Raw genomic sequence first — 13,933 nt, forward strand, 5'->3', positions numbered from 1 at the left:
GACACTCAGGAAGCTCTCATGGTCACGGTTCAAGCTCGTTGTCATGACCGAGAGCTTCCGCCGCAGCGGCGAGTACGAGAGCTATGACGGCTACGGGAACCCGCAGCAGGGCGCCCCGCAGCACGCCTCCTCCCCTGTGAACCCCGAGTGGCCGCCCCCGCCGGCGCAGCCGCCGGTGCAGCAGGTCATGGCCGAGCCGGCCCACGCTCCGGCGCCGAAGAAGCGGTCCCGGGGCCCCCTGGCCCTGCTGGCGGCCGTGGCGATCGTCGCCGCGGCGATCGGCGGCGGCACCGCCTACGCCTTCCAGGAGCTGACCGGCAACGACACCGTCGCCACGAGCAGCACCAGCACCCATGTGGTGCCGGCCGGCAAGAAGGGCGACGTCGCCACCATCGCCGCGGCCGTCAGCCCGAGCGTGGTCGAGATCAGCGCGACCCTGAGCAACGGCTCCTCGACCGGCTCCGGCGTGATCATCACCAGCAACGGCGAGATCGTCACCAACAACCACGTCATCTCCGGCGCCTCGTCGATCAAGGTGACGACCAGCAACGGCAAGACCTACACCGCGAAGGTCGTCGGCACCGACAGCAAGAAGGACCTCGCCCTGATCAAGCTGGAGGGCGCGTCCGGGCTGAAGGCCGCGACCCTCGGCAACTCCTCCGGCGTTCAGGTCGGTGACACGGTGGTGGCGATCGGCTCCCCCGAGGGCCTGAGCGGCACGGTCACCAGCGGCATCGTCTCCGCCCTGAACCGCGACGTCACCGTCTCGACCGACGAGGGCCAGGGACAGGGACAGGGCGGCGGTGACGGCCGGTGGCCGTTCTCCTTCGGCGGCCAGCAGTTCAACGGCGACACGGGGTCGTCGACCACGACGTACAAGGCGATCCAGACCGACGCGTCCCTCAACCCGGGCAACTCCGGCGGAGCGCTGATCGACGCCGCGGGCAACATCATCGGCATCAACTCCGCGATGTACTCGGCCAGTTCGCAGTCGTCCTCGGGCTCGTCGGACGCCGGCAGCGTCGGCCTCGGCTTCGCCATCCCGATCAACACCGTCAAGTCCGACCTGTCGACGCTGCGGGCCGGCGGCACCGACAGCTGAATCCCGCCCTCACGAACAGGGAGTACGTCATGATCGAGCAGGTTTCCCACACCGTCGCCGGCACCGACCCGGCCGGCCTCGCCCTGACCCTTGAGGTGGCGTACGAACTGCACCCACCGCTGACGCGCGCGCCCGAGGTGGCCCCGCAGCTGATGGGCCTGCACACCACGGCCGCCCGCCCGCACCGCCGCAAGGTGCCGCTGAAGCGCATCGCGGCGATGCGTGGCTGATATGCGAGGCTGAAGGCGTTCAGCACGTTCAGCGTCTTCCGCTGGTTCAGGCCCTTGTCGTCCCACCGCACCGAGGAATCCGAAGCCCATGAGCCCCGCCGATGGCGACCGTGACCCGCAGCGCATCCTGATCGTCGACGACGAGCCGGCCGTACGCGAAGCACTCCAGCGCAGCCTCGCCTTCGAGGGCTACGAGACGGAGGTCGCGGTCGACGGCGCCGACGCCCTGGAGAAGGCGACGGCGTACCAGCCCGACCTGGTCGTCCTCGACATCCAGATGCCGCGCATGGACGGCCTGACCGCGGCACGCCGTATGCGGGGGGCGGGCACGACGACGCCGATCCTGATGCTGACGGCACGCGACACGGTCGGCGACCGGGTGACGGGCCTCGACGCCGGCGCCGACGACTACCTGGTCAAGCCCTTCGAGCTGGACGAGCTGTTCGCGCGCGTCCGTGCCCTGCTGCGGCGCAGCTCGTACGCCGCCGCGGCGGCCGCCGGGGCCCTTCAGGAGGACGAGGCACTGAGCTTCGCGGACCTGCGGATGGATCTGGCGACGCGGGAGGTGACGCGGGGCGGGCGCCAGGTGGAGCTGACCCGTACGGAGTTCACCCTCCTGGAGATGTTCATGGCACACCCGCGTCAGGTGCTGACCCGGGAGCAGATCCTGAAGGCGGTGTGGGGCTTCGACTTCGAGCCGAGCTCCAATTCCCTGGACGTGTACGTCATGTACCTGCGCCGCAAGACGGAGGCGGGCGGCGAGCCGCGCCTCGTGCACACCGTGCGGGGCGTGGGGTATGTGCTGCGGCAGGGCGGCGCCGAGTGAGGAAGGTCCTGCGCCGCTTCCAGACGCTGCCGATCCGCTCCCGGCTGGCGATGCTGGTGGCTGCGGCGGTGGCTTTTGCGGTGGCGGCGGTTTCGGTGACGTGTTGGTTCATTGTGCAGGGGAAGCTGTACGAGCAGGTCAACGCCGACCTCAGGAAGATGTCGCAGCCACAGCGGTTCAGCCAGGTGGCGGCGCTCCTTGATGCCTGCCCCCACAGTGTCGGGACCGACCAGAACGACCAGGGCGGCCAGACCGGCACCAGTGGCCTGCGGACGCAGAGCAGCTACATTCAGCTGGTCAAGGCGGACGGAACGCCCTGCGTGTCCTCGACCTCGACCGGCACCGTCAAGGTCACCGGCGCCGACACGAATGTGATCAAGGAAGCGGGCAGCGGCAAGGGGAACCTTCTCGACGGGATCATCCGCAATGGCACCGACAGCGACGGCAACGCCGTCCGCGTGTTCACCACGCCCCTGCTCGTCAGCCAGGGCCCGGGCATCCCGCCCCAGCTGTACCCCGACACCGCACTCCTCATCGCGGTCCCCCTCAAGAACACCGAGAAGACCCTCAACGACCTGGCCCTGATCCTCCTCCTGGTGTCCGGCGTCGGAGTGATCGGCGCCGGAGCAGCCGGCCTCGCGGTGGCCCGCGCCGGTCTGCGCCCTGTCGACAAGCTCACGGAAGCCGTCGAACACGTGGCCCGAACCGAGGACCTGAGCATCCGTATCCCCGTGGACGACGACACCGAGGACGAAGTCGCCCGTCTCTCCCGTTCCTTCAACTCGATGACCGCGTCCCTGGCCAGCTCCCGCGACCTGCAGCAACAGCTCATCGCCGACGCCGGTCACGAACTCCGCACCCCCCTCACCTCGCTGCGCACCAACATCGAACTCCTCAGCCGCAGCGAGGAGACCGGCCGCCCCCTCCCCCCGGCCGACCGCAAGGCGCTCCTCGCCTCCGTGAAGGCGCAGATGACGGAACTGGCCGCCCTGATCGGCGACTTGCAGGAGCTGTCGCGGTCGGAGGGGCAGCGGGGCGAGCGCGTGCAGGTCATCTCGCTGGAGGACACCGTGGAAGCGGCGCTGCGCCGGGCACGGCTGCGCGGGCCGGAGCTGACGATCACGGCGGACCTGCATCCCTGGTACGTACGGGCGGAGCCGTCCGCCCTGGAGCGCGCGATCGTCAACATCCTCGACAACGCGGTGAAGTTCAGCCCCGAGGGCGGCACCATCGAGGTGGAACTCGGCAGCGGCATCCTGACCGTCCGTGACCACGGCCCCGGCATCCCCGCCGAGGAACTCCCCTACGTCTTCGACCGCTTCTGGCGCTCACCGAGCGCACGCGCGCTGCCGGGCTCGGGCCTGGGTCTGTCGATAGTCGCGCGGACGGTGGAGCAGGCGGGCGGCGAGGTCACCCTGACCCGTGCGGAGGGCGGCGGCACGGTGGCGACGGTACGGCTGCCGGGGGCGCCGATGCCGCCACCGGAGGGTCCGTAGTTCTACTGTTCAGCGTCGGCCGCGCCTGTCCGTGCCTGGTCGCGGGCCTCCTAGATGGTGGTGCGGCCCCGCCGCCAACGCCTCGCCGACCCCCCAATATGCCTACCGGTTGGCCGAGTTGGCCCCCCGAAGCGGCCGGGAAAGGTGATCCATTTCCCGGCTTGACCCGCTTACGCTTGAGGCGAGGGGGAGTCATGTTGAAGAACTCGCGTCGGAAGATCGCCCTGTGGGTCGCTCTGTGCTTCGCTTTGCTGGCCGCTGCCGTCTCTCTCCTTGTCGTGGCGGGAGCATCGAAGCAGTCCGGGTCTCCTAACGGCGCTTCCATGTCGACCAGTTGGTACACCACGCAGGCTTCGAGCACCGGCGAGCCCAGCCAGGGAACCGAAGAACCGACCGAGGAACCGACGGGAGACCCGACGGAGGAACCGACCGAGCCCTCCTCCCCGGCGCCCGTCGTGACCAAGACCGTCATCGCGGTGCCCCCGGGCGGTAGTGGTGGCGACGACGGGGGCTCGCTGATCGCAGCCCTCGGTTCGCTGCTGAGCGGCATCGCGGCCGTAGGCACCCTGCTCCACGCCGTCCACCTGAGCCGCCAGAACCGCAGCAGTGCCGCACCCGACGACGACCCGACCCCGGCGACGACCTCGTAAGCCCTGCGGGAGTCGTAGCCGGGCGCCCGTCTCTGGGACGTCCCTTGGACGCGGGACGGTTACCGGGACGCGGGGTGGCGGGGGAGATTGAGCGGGCTCGGCAGATCCGAGCCTCTCCATCTCTCTGCGAAGACAACGGAGTTCCCCATGCCTTCCCTCGCCCACCGTCTCGGTACGAGCGGTGCCGTCATGGCGCTCGCCGCCTCGGGCCTGCTGTTCGGCGCCGCCTCGCCCGCCTCCGCCGCGACCAGCTGCTACGGGCCCACCTGCACCGGCCTCAACCCCGCCAACACGGTCTGCGCAAACGACGCGAGAACCATCGACACCACCTGGACCCAGGTCGAGCTGCGCTACAGCCCCACCTGCCGTGCCGCCTGGGCGCGCCGGGTCGGCGGAATCAACGGCGGCACGGACTCGATCTGGGTCGAGAACTCCGACGGCAAGGCGTACTCGGTGGACGTCCCGAGCAACGCGAGCGGGAACTACTTCACGGCGATGGTCGACGACAAGGGCCTGTGGGCCCGGGCCTGCGACAACCTCGGCAGCGACGGCGGCTACAACTGCACGTCCAAGTACTGACGGTCGTCGGAAGGACCCCCGCCCCCATGCGCTCCCTCACCCGACAGCTCGCCCCGCTCGGCGCCTCGCTGCTGCTCGCCGCGTCCGCGCTGGTCCTCGGCGCCGCCTCACCCTCGTCCGCGGCCACCTGGTGCCAGACGGACCTGTGCGACGGCCTGGACCCCGCCACCACCGTCTGCCAGAACGACGCGGAGACCGTGCACACCACGTACACCGGCGTCGAACTGCGCTACAGCCCGTACTGCCGCACCGCCTGGGCCCGGGTGCAGCACCCCGTGCCCTTCGACAAGTACGAGGTCATGAACAACCGGTACTTCGGCTACTCCTTCATCCCCACCGGCACGTACAGCCAGTGGACGGCCATGATCCAGGACGCCGATCTCAAGTCCCACGCCTGCCAGTACGACGACCACGGCAACCATCCGATCTGCACGGACTGGTTCTGAACCGTCCCATGGAGTTGAACATGCGTTTCAGCAGCAAGGCCGCCACCGCGGCCGCCTCTCTCGCCCTCACCCTCGCCACGACGGCCGGACTCGCCGTCACCGCGCCGTCGGCGCAGGCGGAAACCTGGCAGAACTACCCGCTCGACGCCAATTCCCGTCTGCGGAACGGCCCTTCGACCTCCAGCGCGACGCGTGGGATCAGCACCCAGGAGCTGGACTTCTGGATCTACTGCTACACCCGCGGCACCTACGTGGACGACGGGCACTACCACACGGACATCTGGTACAAGGGCAACGTCCACGACCCCGGCACCCACACCCAGTACTACGACGTCTACTCGTGGGGCGGCAACGTCAACACCCCCTCCGACCCGCCCGCCGGGCTGGAGGCCTGCTGATGCCGACGCCCACACCCCGCCGCCGCAGCGTCCTCACCGGGGCGCTCGCCATCGGCGCGGGCACCCTGATGGCGTCCGGGCTGACCACCGGAACCGCGCGGGCCGCGAGCGGTCCGACGATCGCCGGGACCGGCACCTGGGGCGCCCGGCCGTCCTCGAAGCCGCTCAACATCATCGGCGGCGCCCCGGACAAGGTCATCGTCCACCACACGGCGACCGACAACGTCACCGACTACTCGCAGGCCCACGCCTACGCGCTGGCCCGCGCGATGCAGACGTACCAGATGGACACCGAGGGCTGGATCGACACCGGCCAGCACTTCACGATCAGCCGGGGCGGCTACATCACGGAGGGCCGCCACAACAGCCTGTCCACGCTGCAGTCGGGCACCCAGCGCGTGGAGTCGGCGCACTGCACGGCGCAGAACACGGTGGCGATCGGCATAGAGAACGAAGGCACGTACAACAGCGTCGATCCGCTCGGCACGCAGTACGCGGCGCTCGTGGACCTCATCACCCACATATGCCGGCAGTACGGGCTGCGCGCCTACCAGGTCTACGGGCACCGGGACTTCAACAACACCGAATGCCCCGGCGACCGCCTGTACGCGCTCATCCCGCAGATACGCAGGGACGTCGCCGCCCGCATCGGCGGCGACCCGACCGGCCCCGTGTGGCCGATGTTGAGCAGCGGCTCCACCGGCGAAAAGGTGCGGACGCTGCAGTACCTGCTGGTGCAGCGGGGGCAGACGCTCACCGTCGACGGCTCCTACGGGCCGGCGACGCAGGCCGCGGTCACCTCCTTCCAGAACACCACGCACGCCGCCGCCGACGGCATCGCGGGCAACCAGACCTGGAGCCAGGCGGTGGCGCCGCTGGCGAGCGGCGCCTCGGGCAGCGCCGTGAAGGCCGTGCAGAGCCAGCTCACCGCGCACGGCTTCGCCACCACGGTGGACGGCGCCTTCGGGCCCGCCACCGCGGCCGGGGTGACCTCCTTCCAGTCTTCGGCGGGCCTGCCCGCCGACGGCGTCGTGGACGCCCGGACCTGGAGCCGCCTGGTGGCCTAGAGCCCCGCTCAGCCACATGACGGTGCCCCCGCAGATCCTGTTCTGCGGGGGCACCGTCATGTCGTCGTGCGGCCTGCTTACGCCACGCCGTCCTGCCACCACCAGGAGCCGGACCCGTAGTTCGAGTGCTCGACCCGGCTGTCCACGTGCTGCCAGGACACGGTGTACGTCTCCAGTCCCGAGAAGCCGCATGTCTCGGCGATCCGGTAGACCTGCAGCGTGGAGTGGCCGGAGACCGCGAGGTCGGCGGCGACTCCGTAGACGTGCATCGAGTTGGACGCGCCGCCCACCTGGGAGTTGTACGAGACGCTGCGGAAGCCCGAGTTGATGGTGACCGCGCTGCCGCCGGCCTTCTTGCGCAGGGCCTCCAGCTTGTACATGGTCCGCCGTACGTTCTCCTTCACCTCGCTCGCGCCGACCTTGCCACCGCTGAAGCCGGAGCCGTCGTGGCTGGTGAACTCCGAGAAGTCGAAGTGCGCGGTGGAACCGTCGGACTTCTCCAGGCTGTTGAGCACGGAGAAGGTCTGCGGCCCGGCGACGCCGTCCGCCGACAGCCCGTACGCGGACTGGAAGCGCCGTAGCGCCGCGTCGGTGCCCGGTCCGAACGAGCCGTCGACGGCCACGTACGTCTGCGACGCGGAGTCGGCCGCCCAGCCTGCGATCCGGATCTGCAGTTCGGTCACGTCGCTGCCGGAGGAACCCTGCGAGAGGTTGCGGCCCCAGCTGTAGGCGGAGGCCTGGCCGGCCAGTCCGAAGTCGGCGGTGAGGGCGAGTGCGGCCGCCGCGGCACCGGTGCCGAAGCGGAGGAAGCCACGGCGGTCGAGGGAGGAATGGGTCACGTCACGCTCCTGAAGGAAAGGCGGAAACGTCCACCAGGGTGAGCCGCGGGAGCGCCGTCCCACCAGGGTTCACGGGATCCCAGAGACACCTGGGACATCCCGTGACGCACATCACCGGCCAGCCGGTCTCAGCCAGTCCGGGGGTGACCGCAAAATGCTCATGACTGGGGAAAACAAGGGGGATTCCGTGACCGCTACGGTCAGTGGCGCGAACACCGCGCCCGTCGGCGCCAGAGAACAACTGCTCGCCGAGATGCGCAGGCTGAAGGACGCTTCCGGGCTCAGCTACGGACGCCTCGCCGGCCGCACGCACTACAGCCGCTCCTCCTGGGAGCGGTTCCTGAACGGCAAGCAACTGCCCACCAGGGTCGCGGTGGAGCAGCTGGCCGCAGCCGTGGGCGAGGAACCCGACCCACTGCTCGCCCTCTGGGACGCCCTCGACAGCGCGTCCCGCGAGCTCGCCGAGACGCCGCGGGACGCACTTGCAGCACCCGCCGACAGCGAGGAACCCGGCACTCCCCGCACCACCGGCGGGGGCCGGGGCGGCGTCGGCGTGCTGCTGCGCCGGCTTCTGCCCTTCTGCTACGTCGCCGCCGGCACCCTCCTGGGCGCACTCGGCACGATCCTTGTCATGAACAGCACCCATCCGGCCGCCACCACCTCCCCACGTGCGCTCCCGACCAGTGAGGTCGCCGCCCGAGCCGCGGCAGCGTCCCAGAAGCCCGGCTGCCGGGGTGACGACTGTCTTGAGGGGGAACCCCAGGCCAAGAACTGCCAGTGGGACGCCAGGACCGCCCGCGAGACCTGGCTGCGAGGACTGCAGATCCAGCTCCGCTACAGCCCCAGTTGCAAGGCCGTCTGGGGTCGGATAGAGAACGGCACCGTCGGCGACGCCGTCTCCATCACCGACCGCTGGGGCCGCACCGAGGACGCCACCATCCGCGTCGGCACCGACACCTACACCCGCATGCTCTCCACCGCCAACGCGCCCGCCTCCACCATCACCATCTGCGGCAAGCTCCCCAAGCAGCACGAACAGGAGTGCACGCCGACCGACAAGCCACCCGCGCCCTGACACCAAGCGGCTTCTCCTGGGAGGACGACCGGTTCGCCGAGTACAAGAACACCGGTGCGGGCTCGGGTGCGGCAAGCAGCGACCGGCCGCGGCTGACCGACGCGCAGGCCGCGGGCCAGGAGGGCGCGGACCGGCTGGGCGACTGGACGCCTTCCGCGTCCTGACGACTTCCTGACGCCGCCCCGTCCCGACGCCCACAGTCCCCGCCCTACGATCACCTCGGACACGGATGCCGGGGAGGGCATATGGGCGGGGACACGGGCGGGATCGAGCGGGTGTACCGAAGACGGCGCAGGCCGCCGTGGCAGTACATCGGCCTGGTGGCGTTGGTGTGCTTCAACGCGCTCCTCCAGATCGGCCGCACCTGGGACAGCGATCCGTATGCGCCCGGGTGGGAGCCGTGGGCGTTCCTGGCGCTGATAGTGGTGGCCCTCGTCCGGATCGCCCTGGAGCAGTTCCGGGCCCACACCCGCGTCACGGCCGCCGGCGTCACCGCGCAGGGTGCCCTGCGGTCGCGCACCTGGGCCTGGCACGAGGTGTACGACATCCGGGTCGAGCACGCTCCCCGCGGCTCGGGCCGGACGCCTCCCCAGTGGCTCACTTATCTCTACGACCTCGAAGGCCGCCGCTTCCTGCTCCGGCATCTCGACGACTGGCAGCTGGCCGACCCGTACGCCGAGGTGTCCGAGCTGTGCCTGGCCGCTGCCCCCCATCGCAGCCTCACCTGGGAACGGCGGCCTCAGGTCGAGGAGCGGATCCTGCGGCGGGCGGCGCGCCGCAAGGCGTGGACATGGGCTGCGTACGGCGCGCTCATCGCGTTCCTCGCCATGCTCGTGCTGGACATCGGGCTGGCCGCCACCGGGCGTCCGGAGCACGAGTTCCTGCTGTTCGTGTGCGTGCCGCTGGTCTCCTTCGGCGCCTTCGGCGCCGCACTCCAGTGGTACTGGACCAACCGCCCGCCGCGATCCCTCGCACAGCAGCCGTAGCTCACGCCTGCCCGTCTGCCGACTCCGGTCCAGCCGTTCGCCTTCCGATCTCCCGATCGAGTGATCCCACGACAACGCCCCAGGTCAGCCCCATAGCCGTCGTTACGGTGATCGCGTTGCTTGTGCCGCAGGCACACCCAGCCCAGACTTGAGGAGGAGGTGCCACCTTGACCGCTCTCGCGCATGAGAGGCCCGAGATCATGTCCGACACTCAGGCTGAATCCTTGAACGTATCCGACCTGGACGAGGGCCTGTGGCAGGTATGGAAGGCCATGGAACTCCCCGAGGGCTACCGCGCCGAGATCATCGAGGGAGCCATCGAGGTGTCACCCACCGGTCGCTTTGCCCATTCCCAGGTCGTCAATCTTCTCCGGGACGCTCTGGCGATCTATCTGAAGGACAGCGAGTACGGCGCCTGGAACGACACGAACGTGATCCACGCGCGCAGGGCGTGGATTCCAGACGGGCTCGTGGCACCTCGAGACGCGGAGCTGATCGAAGATGAGGACGGCCTCGGGATCAAGGCTTCCGCACTCTCGATGGTCGTCGAAGTCGTCTCCCCCGGCAAGAGCAACCAGGACCGCGACCGCATCCGCAAGCGCCGTGAATACGCCCGTGCCGGCATCCCCATGTACGTCCCCATCGACGACTACGACGGCCAGGGTGCGGTCACCCTCTTCACCGGCCCCCGCCCCGACAAGGCCGACTGGGAGGACATCCACCGCGTCCCCTACGGCACCGACGTCACCATCCCCCAAGGCCCCGCCAAGGGCTTCGTGATCGGCGAGGCGATCACCGGCCCCAAGCGGGGGTGAACCGGGCGCCGGACGTCAGGTCCACCACCAGCTAGCCGGTCCGGCCGACAGCCAACCCCGCCCCCTCGATCCGCACCCTGATCCCGTCCTTCTCCACCCGTACGTCCCGCAGCCGCAGCTCCCCGCGGTCCGGTGTGGGCAGCCGGAAGCCCAGGGACAGGCGGTCGGCCAGGACCGGGCGGGTGAGCCGGGGCAGGGCGTGCAGGAGGGACGGGTCGAAGCCGAGGCGCTTGAGCAGGGCCGGGTGTTCCAGGGCCAGGTCGATCAGGTTGAGCCGCATGGCCCGGTGGATGAAGCGCGGTGAGCCGGTCACGCGCGCGAGTTCGGCGTCGGAGCGCAGGGCCGCGCGCACGGCGGAGTCGGGGACGCCGAGCCGCCGTACCACCGCGGGCACCGCGAACAGCGCCTTCGCCTTCTTCGTCTCGTGCGCGAGGCGCGCGGCGGAGCCGCGGGTCAGATGCAGGCCCTCGGAGGGGCGGGTGCCGGGCCGGTAGGTGGCCAGGTCCCCGATGTCCAGGCGCATTCCGCCGATCTGCGTGGCGATGCCGTGCTCGCCGTCCCGGCCGATACGGGCGTCGGCCCGCAGCCGCAGGTCGTGTCCGGCCACCGGGAGCGTGCCGCGCGCCAGCACCCGGTCGTGGCCTTCTCCGGTGAACGTCACCTGGGAGGCGCCGAGTTCGCGGTTGAGGTCGTCGAAGGAGAGCAGTACGTCACCGTCGAGCCGGGGAATCCCCGCGCCCCGCACGGAGGTCGGTCCGTCGGGCGCGTTCAGCCGTACGTCGTGCGCGGTCGCCGTCACCCTGGCCAGCGAGACCCGGTCGGCGGCCACGTCGGGCACGGTGACCTTCACCGACTTCAGCCTGTCGTCGGCGAGTTGGGTGAGGAAGGGAAAGCCGTCGATGTCCACTTCGGGGGCCGCGCTCAGGTGCATCCGGTCCCTGAGCTCATCGGCCGCCCGGCGCTCGGCGTACAGGAGCGCCCAGCGGTCGGCGAGGGTGAGGAAGGCGGCGAGGACGACGACGCCCACCACCGCCTTCAACGCGAGCGGAAGACCCGCGAACCGCCTTCGCCTGCGACGCCCGCCGCGGCGGTGGTTGGGCGGAGCCCAGGGCTCGTCCTCCGCTTCCTCGGCCTCGCTTGCGACAGAGGCACCCTCGAAAAAGTCGTTGATTTTTGTATCAGGATGCGTCGTTATGTGGTGGGGGGCACGCATCGATCCATCCGATCATGCGAAGGCCCCCCACCCGCAAGCTCTGCCTCAGGTATGCGATCTAGCTCACGATCGTGATCCGGCCGGTCGCCGGGGGTGAAATCGGGCTGCCGGCCGAGGAGTTGGCCGTCAGGTACTTCGCCAGCGCCGCCAGATCGTCGGTCCCGACAAGGTCACCCGTGCCCTGTCCGAGCGTCGGGAATCCGTCGCCGCCGCCCGCGAGGAAGCTGTTGGTGGCGACGCGGTAGGTGGCCGCCGGGTCGATCGCGGACCCGTTCAGCTTGATGGAGTCCGTCACCACCCGGTCCGCACCCGTCTTCGTCAGGTCCAGGGTGTACGTCAGCCCCGCCGACGGCTGCAGGATCTTCGGCGCGGCGGCGTTCGTACCGCTCACCTGCTCCTTGAGGACCTGGATCAGCTGGGCGCCGGTGAAGTTCTGCAGATTCACGGTGTTGGAGAAGGGCTGGACGGTGAAGCCCTCCGCATAGGTGACCACCCCGTCGCCCTCGCTGCCCTTGGCCGCGTAGGTCAGCCCGGCCCGCACACCGCCCGGGTTCATCAGCGCGAGGTCGGTCTCCGGGTCGAGCTCCTTGCCGTACGCCAGCTGCGCGTCGGCGATCAGGTCGCCCATCGGGGACTCGGTGCCGGTGTTGGTGATGTCCGCGGAGATGTAGCCGATCGCGCGGTTGCCGATGGGGGCGGCCAGGGTGTTCCACCTGCCGATCAGCTCGGTCATGTCCGGCGCCTTGGCGACGGTCCGGGTGACCACGTGGTTCGCCGACTTGACCGCCGTACGGGCGATGTCACCGGTGAAGCGGTCGTACGTCAGCGTGGTGTCCGTGTAGAGGCGGCCGAAGGACGCGGCCGAGGTGACCATGCGGGGCTTGCCCGCCGGGTCCGGGACCGTGCAGACGTAGGCCGCGTGCGTGTGGCCCGTGACCAGGGCGTCCACCGCCGGCGTGATGTTCTTCGCGATGTCGACGATCGGGCCGGAGATGCCGCTGCCCGCGCCCGCGGAGTCGCAGTTGTAGTTGTACGCGCCGGAGGCGGGAAGACCGCCCTCGTGGATCAGGGCGACGATCGACTTCACGCCCTGCGCCTGGAGCACCCGCGCGTACTTGTTGATCGTCTCGACCTCGTCCTTGAACTTCAGGCCCTTGACCCCGTCGGCGGAGACGACACCGGGGGTGTCCTCCAGGGTCACGCCGATGAAGCCGATCCTGACGTCCTTCTTCTTCCACACCCAGTAGGGCTTGAGGATCGGCTTGTTCGTCTTCTCGTCGAGGACGTTCGCCGCCAGGTAGGGGAAGTCGGCGCCCTCGAACTCCTCGTCCGTGTAACAGCCGTCGGTCGGGTGGCAGCCGCCGTTCTGCAGGCGCGCCAGTTCCCTGGCGCCCTCGTCGAACTCGTGGTTGCCGACGGACGTGACGTCCAGGTCCAGCTTGTTCAGCGCCTCGATGGTGGGCTCGTCGTGGAAGAGGCCCGAGATCAGCGGCGAGGCACCGACCATGTCGCCACCGGCCGCGGTGATGGAGTACGCCTTGCCCTTGCGGGCCTCACGCAGATGGGTCGCGAGGTACTCGACACCGCCCGCGTCGATGGTCTTGGTCGTGCCGTCGGCCTGCAGCTCGGTGACCCGGCCGGACGAGCCCGACGGCGGCTCCAGGTTGCCGTGCAGGTCGTTGAAGGACAGCAGCTGTACGTCCTGGTAGCGGCTCGGGTGGTGGCCGCCGCCCTTCGTCTCGTGCGCGTCCGCCGGCAGCGCGGCGGCGAGAGCTCCGGCGGTGGCGAGCCCGGCGGCTGCGGCGACGAGACGGAACGCCCGTCTGCGGCGCGGGTACGACTGGGAAGTGGCTGGCATGCGCCCCCCTGAGGGTCCGTTGAGGCCTGCGGGTCTGCTGGATGTCATGGCCTCGTCGGGCGCAGCCTAGGGTCAACGCGCGTAGCGCGGAAAGGGATTCGTGGTTACATCCTGGTTTCCCTTTGCCCTTATGTTGACCCCCACTTTGCTGGGGCCTGTCCGGCGGATCAGGTCGGCTACAGGCAGCTGCGCATCTTGGCCGACCCGAGCGGGGTCATGGGGGTCCCCCCGCTCGAGCGAAGCCGAGAGTGGGGGAGCGTGCAGCTGCAAGGCGGAGGAGGGCGACGCCGCGGAGCGTCGGCAACCGACGACAACGCCGCTGGGGGTGCCCCCACGCTTTTAAGGCAGTGGGG

General features: G+C 69.9%; 15 protein-coding genes and 1 pseudogene. 13 read left to right on the forward strand and 3 right to left on the reverse strand.

Annotation, left to right across the window (positions count from 1 at the left end; all coding sequences use genetic code 11):
* Positions 1-43: 43 nt before the first annotated feature.
* The 9 genes from ACWC1K_RS31930 (at position 44) to ACWC1K_RS31970 (ending at position 6,794) form a co-directional block, all read left to right on the forward strand.
* A complete protein-coding gene (locus ACWC1K_RS31930; RefSeq protein ID WP_450836419.1) occupies positions 44-1,102 on the forward strand; it encodes a S1C family serine protease in 1,059 nt (352 codons plus the stop codon).
* A 29-nt stretch (positions 1,103-1,131) separates the two neighbouring features.
* Positions 1,132-1,332 carry a hypothetical protein gene (locus ACWC1K_RS31935; RefSeq protein ID WP_450836420.1) on the forward strand — a complete coding sequence of 67 codons (201 nt, stop codon included), beginning with the start codon at positions 1,132-1,134 and terminating at the stop codon, positions 1,330-1,332.
* An 88-nt stretch (positions 1,333-1,420) separates the two neighbouring features.
* Positions 1,421-2,158 carry a response regulator transcription factor gene (locus tag ACWC1K_RS31940; RefSeq protein WP_398958619.1) on the forward strand — a complete coding sequence of 246 codons (738 nt, stop codon included), beginning with the start codon at positions 1,421-1,423 and terminating at the stop codon, positions 2,156-2,158.
* The gene (locus ACWC1K_RS31945) at positions 2,155-3,654 is read left to right on the forward strand and encodes a HAMP domain-containing sensor histidine kinase (protein WP_450836421.1); all 1,500 of its coding nucleotides are present in this window, start codon (positions 2,155-2,157) and stop codon (positions 3,652-3,654) included. The genes ACWC1K_RS31940 and ACWC1K_RS31945 overlap by 4 nt, the downstream gene beginning before the upstream one ends.
* A gap of 323 nt (positions 3,655-3,977) precedes the next feature.
* Complete coding sequence (locus ACWC1K_RS31950; protein ID WP_450836422.1) at positions 3,978-4,304, forward strand: hypothetical protein; 327 nt, start codon at positions 3,978-3,980, stop codon at positions 4,302-4,304.
* A 147-nt stretch (positions 4,305-4,451) separates the two neighbouring features.
* On the forward strand, positions 4,452-4,883 hold the full coding sequence (locus tag ACWC1K_RS31955) for a DUF2690 domain-containing protein (protein WP_450836423.1): 432 nt from the start codon (positions 4,452-4,454) through the stop codon (positions 4,881-4,883).
* Positions 4,884-4,909: 26 nt separating this feature from the next.
* Positions 4,910-5,329 (forward strand): DUF2690 domain-containing protein, encoded by a 420-nt coding sequence (locus ACWC1K_RS31960; RefSeq protein WP_450836424.1) that lies wholly within the window; start codon positions 4,910-4,912, stop codon positions 5,327-5,329.
* A gap of 20 nt (positions 5,330-5,349) precedes the next feature.
* Positions 5,350-5,727 carry a hypothetical protein gene (locus ACWC1K_RS31965; protein WP_450836425.1) on the forward strand — a complete coding sequence of 126 codons (378 nt, stop codon included), beginning with the start codon at positions 5,350-5,352 and terminating at the stop codon, positions 5,725-5,727.
* On the forward strand, positions 5,727-6,794 hold the full coding sequence (locus ACWC1K_RS31970) for a peptidoglycan recognition protein family protein (protein WP_450836426.1): 1,068 nt from the start codon (positions 5,727-5,729) through the stop codon (positions 6,792-6,794). Before ACWC1K_RS31965 ends, ACWC1K_RS31970 begins: the two co-directional genes overlap by 1 nt.
* 77 nt (positions 6,795-6,871) lie before the next feature.
* On the opposite strand, the gene ACWC1K_RS31975 is transcribed toward ACWC1K_RS31970, so the two are convergent.
* Positions 6,872-7,633, reverse strand: a complete 762-nt coding sequence (locus tag ACWC1K_RS31975) for a D-Ala-D-Ala carboxypeptidase family metallohydrolase (RefSeq protein WP_450836427.1) — start codon at positions 7,631-7,633, stop codon at positions 6,872-6,874.
* A gap of 187 nt (positions 7,634-7,820) precedes the next feature.
* Here ACWC1K_RS31975 and ACWC1K_RS31980 point away from each other — a divergent pair, with 187 nt between their 5' ends.
* From ACWC1K_RS31980 to ACWC1K_RS31995, 4 genes and pseudogenes are all read left to right on the forward strand, one after another.
* The gene (locus tag ACWC1K_RS31980; protein WP_450836428.1) at positions 7,821-8,708 is read left to right on the forward strand and encodes a helix-turn-helix domain-containing protein; all 888 of its coding nucleotides are present in this window, start codon (positions 7,821-7,823) and stop codon (positions 8,706-8,708) included.
* A gap of 5 nt (positions 8,709-8,713) precedes the next feature.
* Positions 8,714-8,872 (forward strand): annotated as a pseudogene (locus tag ACWC1K_RS31985) (pectinesterase family protein); the annotation flags it as partial.
* Between the two features lie 81 nt (positions 8,873-8,953).
* Entirely contained in the window at positions 8,954-9,694 is a 741-nt protein-coding gene (locus ACWC1K_RS31990; RefSeq protein ID WP_450836429.1) for a PH domain-containing protein, read from the forward strand.
* A 167-nt stretch (positions 9,695-9,861) separates the two neighbouring features.
* The gene (locus ACWC1K_RS31995) at positions 9,862-10,509 is read left to right on the forward strand and encodes a Uma2 family endonuclease (RefSeq protein ID WP_450836430.1); all 648 of its coding nucleotides are present in this window, start codon (positions 9,862-9,864) and stop codon (positions 10,507-10,509) included.
* 31 nt (positions 10,510-10,540) lie between these two features.
* Here ACWC1K_RS31995 and ACWC1K_RS32000 read toward each other — a convergent pair whose 3' ends face one another.
* Together ACWC1K_RS32000 and ACWC1K_RS32005 are read right to left on the reverse strand one after the other, a co-directional pair.
* Positions 10,541-11,722, reverse strand: coding sequence for an LmeA family phospholipid-binding protein (locus ACWC1K_RS32000; protein WP_450836431.1), 1,182 nt, complete (start codon positions 11,720-11,722; stop codon positions 10,541-10,543).
* A gap of 58 nt (positions 11,723-11,780) precedes the next feature.
* Complete coding sequence (locus ACWC1K_RS32005) at positions 11,781-13,580, reverse strand: bifunctional metallophosphatase/5'-nucleotidase (protein ID WP_450836432.1); 1,800 nt, start codon at positions 13,578-13,580, stop codon at positions 11,781-11,783.
* Positions 13,581-13,933: the final 353 nt, after the last annotated feature.

Source organism: Streptomyces sp. NPDC001492, assembly GCF_053597275.1.

Excerpts from the sequence above, each read along its gene's own strand:
- ACWC1K_RS31955 (WP_450836423.1), top strand. The coding sequence starts at position 4,452 with ATGCCTTCCCTCGCCCACCGTCTCGGTACGAGCGGTGCCGTCATGGCG.
- ACWC1K_RS31940 (WP_398958619.1), top strand. The coding sequence starts at position 1,421 with ATGAGCCCCGCCGATGGCGACCGTGACCCGCAGCGCATCCTGATCGTC.
- ACWC1K_RS31970 (WP_450836426.1), top strand. The coding sequence starts at position 5,727 with ATGCCGACGCCCACACCCCGCCGCCGCAGCGTCCTCACCGGGGCGCTC.
- ACWC1K_RS31930 (WP_450836419.1), top strand. The coding sequence starts at position 44 with ATGACCGAGAGCTTCCGCCGCAGCGGCGAGTACGAGAGCTATGACGGC.
- ACWC1K_RS31965 (WP_450836425.1), top strand. The coding sequence starts at position 5,350 with ATGCGTTTCAGCAGCAAGGCCGCCACCGCGGCCGCCTCTCTCGCCCTC.
- ACWC1K_RS32005 (WP_450836432.1), bottom strand. The coding sequence starts at position 13,580 with ATGCCAGCCACTTCCCAGTCGTACCCGCGCCGCAGACGGGCGTTCCGT.
- ACWC1K_RS32000 (WP_450836431.1), bottom strand. The coding sequence starts at position 11,722 with ATGCGTGCCCCCCACCACATAACGACGCATCCTGATACAAAAATCAAC.
- ACWC1K_RS31950 (WP_450836422.1), top strand. The coding sequence starts at position 3,978 with ATGTCGACCAGTTGGTACACCACGCAGGCTTCGAGCACCGGCGAGCCC.
- ACWC1K_RS31960 (WP_450836424.1), top strand. The coding sequence starts at position 4,910 with ATGCGCTCCCTCACCCGACAGCTCGCCCCGCTCGGCGCCTCGCTGCTG.
- ACWC1K_RS31935 (WP_450836420.1), top strand. The coding sequence starts at position 1,132 with ATGATCGAGCAGGTTTCCCACACCGTCGCCGGCACCGACCCGGCCGGC.
- ACWC1K_RS31990 (WP_450836429.1), top strand. The coding sequence starts at position 8,954 with ATGGGCGGGGACACGGGCGGGATCGAGCGGGTGTACCGAAGACGGCGC.